The sequence below is a fragment of the Mucilaginibacter gossypiicola genome (assembly GCF_900110105.1).
Lineage (GTDB): Bacteria > Bacteroidota > Bacteroidia > Sphingobacteriales > Sphingobacteriaceae > Mucilaginibacter > Mucilaginibacter gossypiicola.
Map to the genome: position 1 here is coordinate 102,477 of NZ_FOCL01000003.1, position 14,558 is coordinate 117,034.

12 protein-coding genes are annotated in these 14,558 nt (G+C 42.5%); 7 read left to right on the plus strand and 5 right to left on the minus strand.

The genetic code is table 11. The features are described 5' to 3' along the window. Nucleotides 1-2: 2 nt before the first annotated feature. Nucleotides 3-923, plus strand: coding sequence for a hypothetical protein (locus BMX50_RS10165; protein ID WP_091210424.1), 921 nt, complete (start codon nt 3-5; stop codon nt 921-923). Beyond that, nucleotides 923-2,026: a glycosyltransferase family 4 protein gene (locus BMX50_RS10170; protein ID WP_091210425.1), complete on the plus strand. Its 1,104-nt coding sequence runs from the start codon at nt 923-925 to the stop codon at nt 2,024-2,026. The genes BMX50_RS10165 and BMX50_RS10170 overlap by 1 nt, the downstream gene beginning before the upstream one ends. Before the next feature lie 231 nt (nt 2,027-2,257). Here BMX50_RS10170 and BMX50_RS10175 read toward each other — a convergent pair whose 3' ends face one another. Together BMX50_RS10175 and BMX50_RS10180 are read right to left on the minus strand one after the other, a co-directional pair. Beyond that, a complete protein-coding gene (locus tag BMX50_RS10175; RefSeq protein ID WP_091210426.1) occupies nt 2,258-3,313 on the minus strand; it encodes a glycosyltransferase in 1,056 nt (351 codons plus the stop codon). Beyond that, on the minus strand, nt 3,306-4,970 hold the full coding sequence (locus BMX50_RS10180; protein ID WP_091210427.1) for an ATP-binding cassette domain-containing protein: 1,665 nt from the start codon (nt 4,968-4,970) through the stop codon (nt 3,306-3,308). Before BMX50_RS10180 ends, BMX50_RS10175 begins: the two co-directional genes overlap by 8 nt. Before the next feature lie 218 nt (nt 4,971-5,188). Here BMX50_RS10180 and BMX50_RS10185 point away from each other — a divergent pair, with 218 nt between their 5' ends. From BMX50_RS10185 to BMX50_RS10195, 3 genes are all read left to right on the plus strand, one after another. Next, nucleotides 5,189-6,574 (plus strand): sensor histidine kinase, encoded by a 1,386-nt coding sequence (locus tag BMX50_RS10185; protein ID WP_091210428.1) that lies wholly within the window; start codon nt 5,189-5,191, stop codon nt 6,572-6,574. A gap of 68 nt (nt 6,575-6,642) precedes the next feature. Further along, the gene (locus BMX50_RS10190; RefSeq protein ID WP_091210429.1) at nt 6,643-7,020 is read left to right on the plus strand and encodes a response regulator; all 378 of its coding nucleotides are present in this window, start codon (nt 6,643-6,645) and stop codon (nt 7,018-7,020) included. Next, entirely contained in the window at nt 7,020-8,063 is a 1,044-nt protein-coding gene (locus BMX50_RS10195; RefSeq protein ID WP_208864682.1) for an adenylate/guanylate cyclase domain-containing protein, read from the plus strand. The genes BMX50_RS10190 and BMX50_RS10195 overlap by 1 nt, the downstream gene beginning before the upstream one ends. A 405-nt stretch (nt 8,064-8,468) precedes the next feature. Here the strand turns inward: BMX50_RS10195 and BMX50_RS10200 are convergent, their stop codons facing one another. Both BMX50_RS10200 and BMX50_RS10205 read right to left on the minus strand, forming a co-directional pair. After that, complete coding sequence (locus BMX50_RS10200) at nt 8,469-9,347, minus strand: YitT family protein (protein ID WP_091210431.1); 879 nt, start codon at nt 9,345-9,347, stop codon at nt 8,469-8,471. Between the two features lie 12 nt (nt 9,348-9,359). Continuing rightward, entirely contained in the window at nt 9,360-9,935 is a 576-nt protein-coding gene (locus BMX50_RS10205) for an HD domain-containing protein (RefSeq protein WP_091210432.1), read from the minus strand. Nucleotides 9,936-10,079: 144 nt separating this feature from the next. Here BMX50_RS10205 and BMX50_RS10210 point away from each other — a divergent pair, with 144 nt between their 5' ends. Next, on the plus strand, nt 10,080-11,303 hold the full coding sequence (locus BMX50_RS10210; protein WP_091210433.1) for a dicarboxylate/amino acid:cation symporter: 1,224 nt from the start codon (nt 10,080-10,082) through the stop codon (nt 11,301-11,303). A gap of 69 nt (nt 11,304-11,372) precedes the next feature. Next, a complete protein-coding gene (locus tag BMX50_RS10215; RefSeq protein ID WP_091210434.1) occupies nt 11,373-11,987 on the plus strand; it encodes a trimeric intracellular cation channel family protein in 615 nt (204 codons plus the stop codon). Nucleotides 11,988-12,248: 261 nt separating this feature from the next. On the opposite strand, the gene BMX50_RS10220 is transcribed toward BMX50_RS10215, so the two are convergent. Beyond that, a complete protein-coding gene (locus tag BMX50_RS10220) occupies nt 12,249-14,531 on the minus strand; it encodes a GH92 family glycosyl hydrolase (protein WP_091210435.1) in 2,283 nt (760 codons plus the stop codon). Between the last annotated feature and the right edge of the window lie 27 nt (nt 14,532-14,558).

Sequence of the window (14,558 nt, forward strand, 5' to 3'; positions counted from 1 at the left end):
ATATGATAACTCAACCTATCAAAAAATTACTGTTTAACGGGAATCCCGTCAAAACCTTCTACATAACCCGGCTGCAAAAAAGCCAGATCAGGGAGAAGGTTTTTTTGAGCGTTGCAGGCAAAAGCATTGATATAACCCGCAACAACAGCATGATTTGCCTCGATCCGTTTTGTATGGCGGCCTGGTTGCCTGCTAATGAAGCGATAAACCTGAACGTAGCGAATGCGGTTGTCGAATTTAAAACCAACGGAATGTTGAGCGCTTCTATAAACGTATCGCTTATAGAAACGATAGATACCGGAAAAGGCAACCTGCTTTTGTTCAGAATAGAGCATGTCAGGAACCATCAGCTCAACGCACTGAAACGGGAAATGCTTTTCAGGTATTTTCTTCGGTCAAAAAAGAACACTTACGATAGCCGGAAGATAGTGAGTGCCCTGTACTCCTATCCCCGCAGTATTATTATTGTTTCGTATGCAGATGATGAATATTGTAATGTATTCCCGATGGACATTCATGGTTTTATTGAGGAAGAGGGCATTTATCTGTTGGGGTTACGTACAACCAATATCACATTAGATAAGATCCTGAACGCCGGTAAAGTTGTGGTTTGCGATACGGATACAGTTGATATCAATTCGGTTTATAATTTGGGGAAACATTCCAGTACATCTCCAACACCGGTTGATCAGTTACCATTTGCCACTGTTAGGAGCGAGACATTTGGATTTCCCGTACCGGCATGTTCGGGTGGGTATAAAGAGATACAGGTATTTGAGCATAAAAAAATGGGGTACCATATGCTCATGATTGGTAAGGTGATCAACAACAAGGCTATAAAGACTAATCCCGAATCATTATACCATGTAGGTTTCCTACAATTTCAAAACAGCAATTACAACAGCATAGAAGGACTATTTTAATGAGATACGTTTTCGTTAGCTATAACTATACACCCGAGTTTAGTGATCCGCAAGCCTGGTTTGTCCGAACCCTGGGTTATACCGGACTTATGGACCAGCTAAGCAAGAGACATGAGGTGATCAACGTGAAGCAGATCAACTATGAAGGCATTGTTAATCACAATAACATTGCCTACCATTTTGTAAACTTCAGCAAAAAAAAGCTTCATTTTAATTTCGGGCTTAACTTGTATGTTAAAAGCTTAAACCCGGATATAGTGATATTCCATGGTTTGCACCAACCGGTACAACTGATTCAATTGGGGTTGATGTTGGGTAAACACACGCCCATCATTGTTCAAAACCACGCCGAAAAACCATTCCGTGGCGGAATCAAAAAAACGCTGCAAAAGCTGGCCGATAAATATGCAGATGCTTACCTGTTTGCCTCACATGATATGGGGCTGGAATGGGTAACCGCCGGCAACCTGAAATCGGCGGATAAAATTCACGAGGTGATGGAAGTTTCCTCCGTATTTTTCCCGACTGACCGTTCAGAAGCTGAATCTCCGATGAGCGCAAAAGGCGCACCTGTATTTTTATGGGTAGGCCGTTTAAATGATAATAAAGATCCGTTGAATGTTGTGAGGGCATTCTTAACTTTTGCCCAAAGTTATCCCAAGGCAAAGCTATTTATGATCTATCATACAGAAGAGCTATTACCCAAGATCAAGGAACTAATAAGCGCTTCGCCAAATAAAGGAGCTATTGAACTGATAGGTAAAGTCCCTCATGCCGATTTGCTTTACTGGTATAATCGTGCTGATTTTATTATATCCGGATCGCATTATGAAGGCAGCGGCACTGCTATTTGCGAAGCCATGTCATGCGGATGTGTGCCGCTGGTTACCGATATCCTTTCGTTCAGGATGATCACCAATAATGGTGAATGCGGTATGTTATATGAACCGGGGAATGAAGCTGCCTTGCTTGAGGTACTCATGCAAACAAGCCAAATAAACGTTGCAGAAAAACGAAAACTATCCATTGAATATTATAAGCAAAACCTATCATTTGAAGCCATTGCGGAAAGAATTGAAGGGATAGCAGCGAGCCTTGTATAGATCTTATGCTCACAACGTACATAAGAGAGTAAACTTGGAAGCTGAATGCTTCCATTGTATTAGGTCGAAGTTACGCTATCGCTAAGCCTCGACCAGTTGTAGAAAACAAATAAAAGCCATGTCATTGCGTAGCGCGGCAATCTCGTAGCTATGCATATCGGATATACATAGCTACGAGATTGCTTCGTCGCCCCTCCTCGTACAGCAATGACATATTTTTCACACTAACATTTATTCAAACAAGCTCACCATCTTTTTGACATTGTCCCTTATATCATAAACCAATACGGGCTCATTGCTCAAGCCGGGCTTATCTAAAATACCGCAAATAACCGTCTTAACTTCGTCCATACTGTTCACAATGTGCCAGTTGGAGATATCAGCATCCATCGGTCTTACAAAGCTTATCACTTTGGCATCAGCATATAAAGCTTCAAGACAAACAGCTCCAAAACCTTCGTATTCTGACGGATGAAACAGGACATTTGAACGCTGCATCATTTTAAACACCTCATCATGCGGCAGTTCACCTGCCAGGGTGATGTTATTTTCAAGATGGTTTAACCCGATCGCAGATAACAATTTCGTTCTTTCCGGGCCATCGCCACAAATGGTGGCTTTGATGTCCGGGTAATATTGCTTCAACATAGCAATAGCCTCGATAAAAAGATGAAAGCGCTTTAAGGGAATCAGTGATCCCACACCCAAAATATCAATATCCTTATTTTCAATCAACGGACCAAACAACGATGTGTCTATCCCTACCGGAATAATATTAGCTGGCTTTACACCATAATTTGCGTTAAACTCCCTTACTATGAAATCTGACAGTGCTATCAACTCCTCTCCTTTTGGTTTTATCCACTTAACGTACCGGTTTCCGCCTTTAGCATCTTGCCCCAGCATCCAGCTGCGATATTTAATATTTTTCATCTGGGCAAAATAGTGCCCGATCAAAGCACACTCGTCAAGCCAAAAGCTTAAAATGCCCGCTATTTTGTATTGCCTGTTTAAATGCAATAATTTGAACCAAACCCGCAGCCAGATCTTCAGCCTGAACAATCTATTACGACCTTTTCCTCCAAAACTAATTACATGTACGCCGTGCCAATCATATTCGGCGGCAAAAAATGGATATTGAAAACTTAATACAATGATATTCAGTTCCGGGTTTTCGGCCTTTAATGCCCTGACAAAAACCTGCTGAGGTGGCAAGCAGGTAGTGTCAGCTTCGTTTTCAGGGAAACCCGGGCTTAGGATAACTAATGCTTTACTACGGTTATCCATTGGGCGATATTATTTTATTACAAATAGCCAAACTGGCTTTGTTGTGAGTGATAAGCATAATCATTTTGCCCTGCAGGGCCAGTTGTTGCAATTTGGTTAATAACTCATTTTCGGCATCAGCATCCACCTCACTGAAAGGTTCATCCAGTATTAATAAATCATGATCGTGATAGAGTGCGCGTGCCAGCATAATACGTTGCCGCTGTCCGCCGCTTATATTTTTGCCGTTTTCGGTAACGATCTTGCCCGCACCTTCGGGATATCCGGCAATGAGTTTATTTAAACCGCAAAACGCTAATACCTCTGCCAGCTTTTGCTCATCCGCGGCTACATCATCAAGTATTATATTTTTACGGATGGTATCGTATATAAAAAAAGGTTGTTGTTTTACCAGTGAGATGTTTTTACGGTAAAGCCTGCGCATTACCGCATCGGCGTTTTTACCATTGATAAAGATCCCCCCCGAAGCCGGCTCTAAAAAACCTACGATGAGGTTAATGATAGTTGTTTTACCACGCCCCGAGTTTCCTGAAACACCTACAATATCACCAGAAAGCATCTTAAAATATAGTTCGTCCAAAACGGATTTGTCGGGGTAACTAAAACTTACGCCTTCAAATTTCAGCGATGTGATACGATCGTCAATAATTTCATTTATCTGTAACCTTCCACTTTGCTCAATAATCAAATCGGCCAGGATAAACTCATAGGTTTTCATTTGCCCGCCGCTATTCAGAATTTTTACAATACCGGGGATGATCTTATAAGCGGCGGCTACAAAAATGCCTATGGCAAGGATGCTAACTACAGACGTTTCGCCGATTAATTTATTTACTGCGATGAGAATAAAAAAGCCCAGCACAGCAAATACTTCCATCAAACGCGATGGCAGGTTTTGCCAGGTTTGCTGCAATGCTATATTTTGATTAAGCTGCTGCTGATAGCTAAAAAAACGGTGACTGAAGAAATCGTTTTTTTGATAGATATTACTTTCTACATAGCCAGACAATGATTCATTTAAATGCTGAAGCGTTTTTTCACTCATGGTTTTGATTTGTCCGCGGATGGATTTTAGCTTGCTTTTGATAAACCAACCCAAAGCTGCAACGGGCGGCAGCAGCAACACAAACAACAAAACAAACAAAGCCGGATGATATAGCATAATGGCCCCGATGGTAAAAAGTATCAATACTATTTGGGATATTATTTGCTGAAAATTGGTGAGGATATAATGGCTGAATTCAATAGGTTGCTGGCTGATTCGCCGGGTATGTATCGATGAATCAACCTGGATAAACTGATCAAAATCTGCATCAAGATAATTTCGGATATTACGCTCCGACAGTCTCGACGCTACCTGGTAAAAAAAATGATGCTGTGCGTTTTGAGCAAAGAAACCTATGCAATTTTTAATGGCAAAAAGCACCAGGAAAATCGCAATAGGCAACAATGATTTATCATTGACAAGACCGGCCGGTAAAAAATCATAGTTATTCCTGACACCCTGCTGTGTATAAAAATTAACTATTAGCAGCAACATTGCTAAAAAAGTAACATCCAGCAGGGCGATAACAATATCCGCAATAATTAACCCAATAAGCCTTCGCTTTTCAGACTGATTAAGAATGAGCAGAATACTTTTTAAAATTTGCTTCAAGTGGGCGATAACAATAAAACCAGGTTCATCGCTGGTTTCATTATTGATTACGTTTTACACAGCTTTAGGGTTGCTTTGTAAGATAAGACGAGCAGTAAACAATTAAAAATGCACTGTTTCAATCTGCTACTCCGATAAATTACAGGCATAGTTTAATAATCGTTGTAAAATTGTTAAATTTCGGCTTCGCATTTATATAAAGAAGTAAAACAACCTTCATGAGTTTAGAACCTTTCCTTGCCGTATTTGTGATTACCCAATACAGGAGACACCTGAAGAATGACGGGCTGCTAACCAAATGGAACAAATACCTTAACATAGGCTATTATGTAGCTATAGCAATTTTCATATTTGGTGTAAGCTTTGACCATGGCGAGAAGCTGACCACGATAATTTCTCACCTGTTTTTTTTAGGCGTGGTAATATGTCCTTACTATATCGACGACCTGAAATCGGGCAAACAACTTGCCTTTGCATTGATACCCTATGCTATTGCCGGTTTAATACAAGATTTATTAGAAAAATGGTTCCCTACGTTTTATGGGAACCACGACAATATGATACAAAGCTTAGTTGTGTTCTCCCTCATCTGGGCATTTTCACTTTGGCTCATCAGCCGAAAACAAACCAAAGCACTCGAAAATGAGCGTAAACAGCGCTTTGCAGAGCAGGCGCAAAACCGCATGATGGCGGCTATGAAGGTAAACCTTGAAAGTGAGGTACGTGAGCGCACTGCCGAGTTAACCAAGCAAACCGAAGAACTTAAACAGGCACTATCAGAACTTCAAAGTACCCAGGCGCAGCTTATACAATCGGAAAAGATGGCTTCGCTGGGCGAGCTCACCGCTGGCATAGCGCACGAAATCCAGAACCCGCTGAACTTTGTGAACAACTTTAGCGAAGTAAGTATCGAACTGCTCGAAGAACTAAAAGAAGAAGTGCTTGACAAACTACCCGACAATGTGAAGGAAGATGCGGGCGATATCATCAACGACATCACCCAAAATCTGAGCAAAATAAACCAGCACGGTAAACGCGCCGACGCCATTGTAAAGGGCATGCTGCAGCATTCGCGCGCAACAACCGGTAAAAAAGAACCAACCGATATCAACGCCCTGGCCGATGAATACCTTCGCCTGAGCTATCATGGTTTGCGTGCCAAGGACAAATCATTTAATGCCGGCATGAAAACCAGCTTTGATCCCGAACTTGGTAAAATAGAGGCCATCCCGCAGGATTTGGGCCGCGTGTTGCTTAACCTGTTTAATAACTCATTTTACTCTGTTACCGAAAAGAAAAGGGTTTTAGGCGAAGGGTATGAGCCGACAGTAACGGTTAATACCAAAAAAGTACAGTCGCCATCAGGTGTCAATATGGTGCAAATTACGGTGGAAGATAATGGTACAGGCATTCCGCAAAAGGTGCTGGATAAAATTTATCAACCTTTTTTTACTACCAAACCTACCGGGCAGGGCACGGGGCTCGGCCTTTCTATGAGCTATGATATTATTACCAAAGGGCATGGCGGCGAGTTGAAGGTTGAAACGGCCGAGGGCGAATTTGCGCGGTTTGTAATTTGTATACCTGTTGGCAATATTGCCTAAAGTTAAACGCAGGTAATTTTTACGTTTAACCCAAATAAAACCACACAAAAATTTAACTTTGAAGTACTATGAAAATACTTGTTGTTGATGACGAGGCCGATGTTCAGCCCTTGTTTTTACAACGTTTTAGAAAAGAGATCAAAAGCGGCGAAGTAGAGTTCAATTTTGCGCTATCCGGAGAAGAGGCACTTCATTTTTTGGAAGAGCACCATTCGCAGGTAATCCTGATCCTATCTGACATTAACATGCCTGGCATGAGTGGTTTGGAACTATTACGAAACATAAGGCACAATTATGAAAAACCACCACCGGTGGTAATGATGATCACCGCTTATGGCGATGACGAAAACTACAAACAATCAATGGAACTTGGTGCCAACGATTTCTTAACCAAGCCGCTTGATTTTAACAATTTAAAAGACAAACTTAAACACTTAGAACAATAATGGCCAAGATACTGGTAGTAGATGACGAGCAGGACCTGGAATTACTGATCAGGCAAAAATTCAGGAAAAAGATACGGGAAGGCGTGTATGAATTTGTATTTGCCCAAAACGGTTTTGAAGCGTTAACTCAACTGGCCTCCCACCCCGATATTGATGTGGTTTTAAGCGATATCAATATGCCGGAAATGGATGGGCTAACCCTGCTTACCAAATTGCCCGATGCCAATCCTATATTAAAAGCGGTAATGGTTTCTGCGTACAGCGATATGGATAATATCCGCACAGCCATGAACCGTGGCGCGTTTGATTTTGTTTGCAAGCCTGTAAACTTTGAAGATCTTGATATCACCATCGAAAAAACACTGCAACACGTTATCGAACTCAAAAAAACCATGCAGGCCATTAAGGAAAACAATATCCTGCGCATGTACGTTGACGAGAATGTGCTCAACTTCATGACGCACAAGGAGTTTGAGAACAGCCTGCTAAGTAATGAAACAATCGAAGCAACGGTTCTATTCATTGATATTTGCGGTTTTACCGCCATTACCGAGCACGTTGCTGCCAACACCGTTGTAGGCATGATCAATAAATACTTTGACGTCATGGTGCAAGAAATCATTGCTCAAAATGGCCATATAGATAAGTTTATGGGCGATGCCGTTATGGCTGTTTTCCGCGGCGATTACCACCTTGACCGTGCCATTGATGCAGCTTTGGCCGTCCGTGACAAAATGCATGGGGCTGATGAAATCCAGGCGGGCGATAAAACTTTTAAACCTTCTGTTTCTATCGGTATCAACTCGGGCGAGATGATCTCGGGCAATATAGGTTCGGCCACGCTAAAACGGCTGGATTATACTGTTATCGGCGATACTGTAAACCTGGCCCAGCGCCTGCAAACAGTAGCACAGGCCAACCAAATCATTGTTAGTGCCGATGTTTATGAGCAGGCAAAAGGCTCCTTCGCCCTCAATAAAATTGGAGAGGTGAGCTTAAAGAATAAGTTAAAGCCAGTGGAGATCTACGAGGTTGTGGATTGATTAAAATAACTGCCGCGGGTTTAGCGTAGCGTAACCCGTGGTGTAGTATCATTGAAGTTTCCAACTTCACCTATCATTTTTACCATCGATTACAGACGCAGGGCGAGATTCTGCGATTGTTGATATTATCAACAACAATTTATTATACACAAATCGGATTTCCAAACAGAGCTGGATCATGAAATACTTAAGCTGAAAGCTTAAGTAATGCCCACTCCGGGTTACGCTCCGCTAAACCCGAAGTAGTCTTGTTATTTAACAGCAATGCCATCCTTTTGGGATGGCATTGCTGTGTTTATATTACATATCATTGCGAGGAGGAACGACGAAGCAATCGCATGCTGTACAGAGCCATTCTGCTTCCGTGCGGTTGCCACGCTTCGCTCGCAATGACAAATTGGGATATTAATGATCCCTTACCTTTTTCTTCAACACGCCGCCCGCAGCTTCTTTAATACTATTAGTAAATACGAAAGCTTTAGGATCGATGCTATGCACCAGGTTTTTTAACCGGCGTACTTCCAAACGGGTTACCACGGTGAAGATGATATCTACCGGTTGATGAACATCAAAACTCTCCTTCATAAAGCCACGTTCACCTTTGTAAATGGTAATCCCGCGACCGAGTTCCATCACAAGTCGTTCTTTAATGATCTCACTTTGACCAGAGATGATATTTACCGCTGTGTATTCTTCCAAACCATCAATAACAAAAGTGATGGTGCGCGATGCCGTATAATAGGTTAAAATGGAGTACAACGCCGTAGGTAAACCAAGCTCAACTGCTGCTACCAGGAAGATGATAATATTGATACCTAAAATAATCTCGCTGATGGTAAAGCTACTACGTTTTAAAGTGTATAAAGCTAATATCTCGATACCATCCAACGCGCAGCCTCCTCTTATCGATAACCCCACACCCAATCCCATAAATACACCACCGAAAATAGATACCAGCAATTTATCTTGAGTTATAACCGGGTACTCTATAAACTGCAGGCACAGGCCAAGACCAATTACGCAGGCAAGCGTTTTTAGCGCAAAAGATTTATTAACCTGGAACATCCCCATAATAATAAAAGGGATGTTGGCTATGATGATTACATAGGCTATGTTGAAATGATACAGCTCATGAAGAAGAAGCGAAATACCGGTTACCCCGCCATCAAAGAAGCTGTTAGGCACCAAAAATCCCTTTAAAGCGAACCCGCAGAATAAAATGCCGATAATTACTGTTACTACGTCCTTTAAAACTTCTTCAATTTTTAAACCCGGTTGTGTCATTAATAGCAGTATTTAAATTTTTGTTGTGATAATTTTCAAATGCTCGTTTTTACCTTCATCCCTGAGCCTGAGCGCTGTTTGGGTGAAATAATGATGACTATGCAGGAACTTCACCTGCTGCCTGTCCCACTCCAATTCTGATTCAAGGTGATCTGTAATTACAAGTTCCGAAAATAACCTTTTACTAAGGATAAAAAAATCATTTCGGCCCAAATAATCTAAATCGGCATCACAAATTATCTGGCCCAAATGATTGTGAGGGTTTTGCGGCATTTTGGTTGCCATAATAATATCGCAAACCCGCTCAATTTCATCAGAGGTATAACCAAATTGAGGTAAATACTGCCGGGCATTTTTGCAGGAGGATTCCTCGTGATTGGCTTGCCCGAACAAAAAACCCGAATCATGATAGTAAGCAGCGGTGAGTAATAAGTCAAGATCATATCCGCTTATCCCCTCGCCTGCCGCAATTTGTTTTGCAGCAGTATAAACATCAAGCGCATGATCGGCATTATGGTAATGAAAATGTTCGGGGAGTTCGTTTTTTATTTTGTCGAGGATAAAATCCCCGGCTTGTAGTATTTGCATTCGGTGTTATAATGGGACGCTAATATAACGAGCAAGTGCATTTGCGGCAAATACACTTGCAAATAGTCTGGTCAGGGTAAATATTCATGGATGCCGATACTTGTACTTACAGTAAAAACAAAACCTAACAATTATCTTAGCACAATGAACAGCTGGTTTAAAAACTACAAAGGCATTATCCTATTAATAACGGGCATCATTATTGGCAGTATTGCCGGAGCTGTTTTAGGCAATAAAGTTGAGGTTATAAAACCGATAGGCGATATTTTTCTGAACCTGCTGTTCACTGCCGTTGTGCCGCTGGTTTTCTTCGCCATAGCTTCGGCAATTGCTGCATTAGACCGCTCGCAAAAACTGGGCAAATTATTAGGCGTTACTTCAGCTGTATTTGTGTCTACCGTATTAGTAGCCGCTATAGTTACTATTATAGCTATCTGGATCTTCCCAATTCATCAGCATCTGGTCGCCAGTCCCATAACTGAAGCAATCACCAAAAAACCTTTCGGCGACCAGTTAACAAGCCTTTTTACCACCAGCGAATTTTACCAACTACTATCACGCAAAAGCATGTTGGCCATGATCATTTTTGCGGTGATCACCGGCTTTGCAACACTGCATGCGGGCGAAAAAGGCAAAGCATTTGCAGCCTTTTTACATAGTGGTAATGAGGTTTTCAAAAATATATTCAGCCTCATTATGAGGATTGGCCCCATTGGTCTGGGTGCTTATTTTGCTTATCAGGTCGGCGTGTTCGGTCCACAATTGTTTGGTGGCTATGCGCGCTCCATGGCTTTATATTACGGTGTCGGCGCGTTTTATTATTTGGCGATATTCAGCTTATACGCCTTTATTGCCGGTGGCGTAAGTGCAGTTAAACGGTATTGGAAAAACAACATTGTTCCGTCGGCTACAGCAGTGGGAACCTGCAGCAGCATCGCAACCATCCCGGCAAATTTGGATGCCGCTAAAAAAATGGGCATTTCTGATGCTATTGCCAACATCACTATCCCGCTTGGGGGCACTTTGCATAAAGATGGCTCAAGCATCTCATCTATAGTAAAAATGGCTGTGGTATTTGCGCTGTTTGGCAAAAGCTTTAACAATGCCGAAACTATAATCATAGCCCTTGCCATGACCGTTTTGGTGAGCCTTGTTGAAGGTGGTATTCCCAACGGCGGCTATATAGGCGAACTGCTTTTTATTTCGGCCTATGGTTTCCCTCCGGAAGCCCTTCCTCCGGCTATTATCATTGGTACACTTGTAGACCCTATGGCAACCTTATTGAACGCCACCGGGGATACTGTTGCCGCTATGCTGGTAGCCCGGTTTACCGAGGGAAGAGGTTGGATGAAGCCCGAAGCCCCCTAAAAGATAAACTATGGTGGTTTCAATTTTTGTTTATTAAATTGCTCTACATAAACCTTTAACACTACCTATATGCTGCATATACTATACATCATCGCGATCATTGCTGAGGCCATGACAGCTGCCCTTTCTGCCGGGAGGCGTGATATGGACTGGGTTGGTGTTTGCATTATTGCCTGGGTTACGGCGCTTGGCGGTGGTACAGTACGAAACATTTTGTTTAATCACTATCCCATGAGTTGGGTTGAACACCCCGAGTATCTGGTGATTACTGCTGTGGCCGCCATATTGGCCGCTGTTATTGCACGCCTCATGACCAAAATGAAAACCCTATTCCTGTATCTCGATGCTTTAGGGCTTGTAGTATTTACTATTATAGGCTGCCAGATAGCGGAGCAAATTAACCTGCCCATCATTATCATTTTACTAAGCGGCATGATAACAGGTTGTGCGGGAGGTGTCCTGCGCGATGTATTGTGTAATGAAGTACCACTGTTGTTCCGTAAAGAGGTGTATGCCAGTGCATCCATTGTAACCGGGGCATTTTATTTAGGGATTGAACATTTGGGTGCCCCAGCCGGGGTATCTATTGTAATAGCTTGTGTTATAGGGTTAGCGTTACGCCTGCTCTCTATCAAATATAACTGGCAAATGCCCAAGTTTGTATATCGTGAAGAATGGCATTGATTCTGGATTTTGGTTTTGGGATGTTCGATTTCGGATTTTGTTTTTACGTCAGCTGAAAGCTAACACACTATGGTTCACCACGGGCTGAAAGCCCGCGGCAGTTGCCGTTTAACAACAAAGGCGAGGTTTTACCTCGCCTTTGTTGTTAATATCTAAAAACGTCATTGCAAGGCACGAAGCAATCCCCGATTAGAGAGCGGCTACGTAAATCCCTCTGTACGGTTTGGGATTGCTTCGTACCTCGCAATGACGAAATATTTGTTATTTTTCCGTACTTAACGAATACGGAACATCACTAACCTTAACACCTCTTGCTTTGTTAGGCTGAGGTGCCATATTAAAGTTAAGCACGGCGCCTTTTTTAAACTCAGAATGGCTTAACCATGTTAAATCATACGGCTTACCGTTAACAGTTAAGGTATTAATGTATTTATTTGCAGGACTGTTGTTAGCTGCATTAATCACTACCTTTTTACCATTCTCAAGGTTTAGTGTAATTTTCTTGAACAGCGGCGTACCCAAAACGTATTGGTCACTGGCCGGAGTTACCGGGTAAAAGCCCATGGCCGAGAATACATACCAGGCCGATGTTTGACCGTTATCCTCATCGCCGCAATAACCATCAGGAGTTGCTTTGTATAACTTCTCCATAGCATCACGCACGTGGAACTGGGTTTTCCATGGCTCACCTGCATAGTTATACAGATAAATCATATGCTGGATAGGTTGATTGCCATGCGCATATTGCCCCATGTTCATGATCTGCATTTCGCGGATCTCGTGAATGGTTCCGCCATAATAGCTATCATCAAACACTGGCGGCATGGTAAACACTGAATCCAGTTTGGCGATAAACTTCTGCCTGCCACCAATTAAATCAACCAAACCTTGCATATCCTGGAAAACGCTCCAGCTATAATGCCAGCTATTACCTTCGGTAAAGGCATCACCCCATTTAAACGGACTGAAAGGTTTTTCAAATGTACCGTCCTGGTTTTTACCGCGCATCAGTTTGGTTTCCGGATCGAACAAGTTTTTATAGTTCATGGCCCGTTTTTTATAAATGCCAATCTCCGATTCGGGCTTGCCCAGCGCTTTGCCTAATTTATAAATCGCAAAATCATCATAAGCGTATTCTAATGTGCGGGCAGCGTTTTCATTAATTTTAACATCGTAAGGTACATAACCTAATTTATTATAGTACTCCACTCCTTCTCTGCCTGTAGCCTGCGGACCGGCATTGTTAGCGCCATGCACCAAAGCATCCCATAAGATATTGATATCATAGCCGCGCAAACCTTTTAAATAAGCCTCAGAAACTACCGAAGCAGAGTTATTACCGATCATAACTGCCGAATAGCCTGGGCTTGACCATTCAGGCAACCAACCACCTTCTTTGTAGTCGTTGATGAGCCCTTCCTGCATTTCTTTATTGATAGATGGATAAACCAGGTTCAGGAATGGATATAAAGCCCTGAAGGTATCCCAAAAGCCGGTGCCCGCAAATTTATAGCCCGGGAACACTTTACCGGTTGATGCACTGTAGTGAACAATCTTATTATCCTTATCTATCTCATACAATTTATTCGGGAAAAACACCATACGGTAAAAGCAAGAGTAAAAGGTACGCATCTGATCAACAGAGCCACCTTCAACCTGTAGGTGGTTCAGGGTTTTGTTCCAAACGGCTTTTGCCTTTTGGCAGGTTACGTCAAAACTATCTTTACCCTGTTCGCGCTCTAAATTAAGTTCCGCTTGTTCAATGCTGATGAATGACGACGCTACACGCAGATGAACTTTTTCGCCTTGCAGGGTTTTAAAACCTATTAGTGCACTTGCATGTTCGGCTTGTAATTCCAGGCCATCAGTTTGCGTGGTATCGCTAAAGGTATGTGCATAGGTGATCGGCTTATCTACGTAAATAACAAAGTAATTTTTAAAGTTTTTAAGCGGGCCGCGTGCATATTTGGTTGAGTAGCCTACAATCTTCTTTTGATCGGGCATGATCTTTACATATGAGCCTTTGTTCAGCGCGTCAATAACAATAAAAGAGCTATCTGTTTTAGGATAAGTAAACCTGAACTGCGCCGAGCGCTCGGTCGGGGTAATTTCGGTAGTTACATCATGATCGGCCAGGTAAACGCTGTAATAGTAAGGTTTAGCAGTTTCGGCTTTGTGCGAGAACCAGCTGGCCCTTTTATTTTGCCCTACTACCGCGTGTTTGGTAACCGGCATAATGGCAAACTGCCCATAGTCGTTCATCCATGGTGATGGTTGGTGGGTTTGTTTAAACCCGCGGATTTTGTGCGCATCATAAGTGTACGCCCACCCATCGCCCATAACACCTGTTTGCGGCGTCCAGAAGTTCATCCCCCAGGGCAGGGCAATAGCAGGATAAGTGTTACCATTTGAAAGGTCGTAGTGCGAATCGGTACCCATCAACGTATTGATGTATTCAACAGGGTCGGTAACTTTATTTACCTGCTGAGCAAAAGTACCCGATGCCAACAACACGGATGTGATAAGTGCAAGGGCTTTTTTCATTGTTTAATGTAATTAATATTGGTGAAA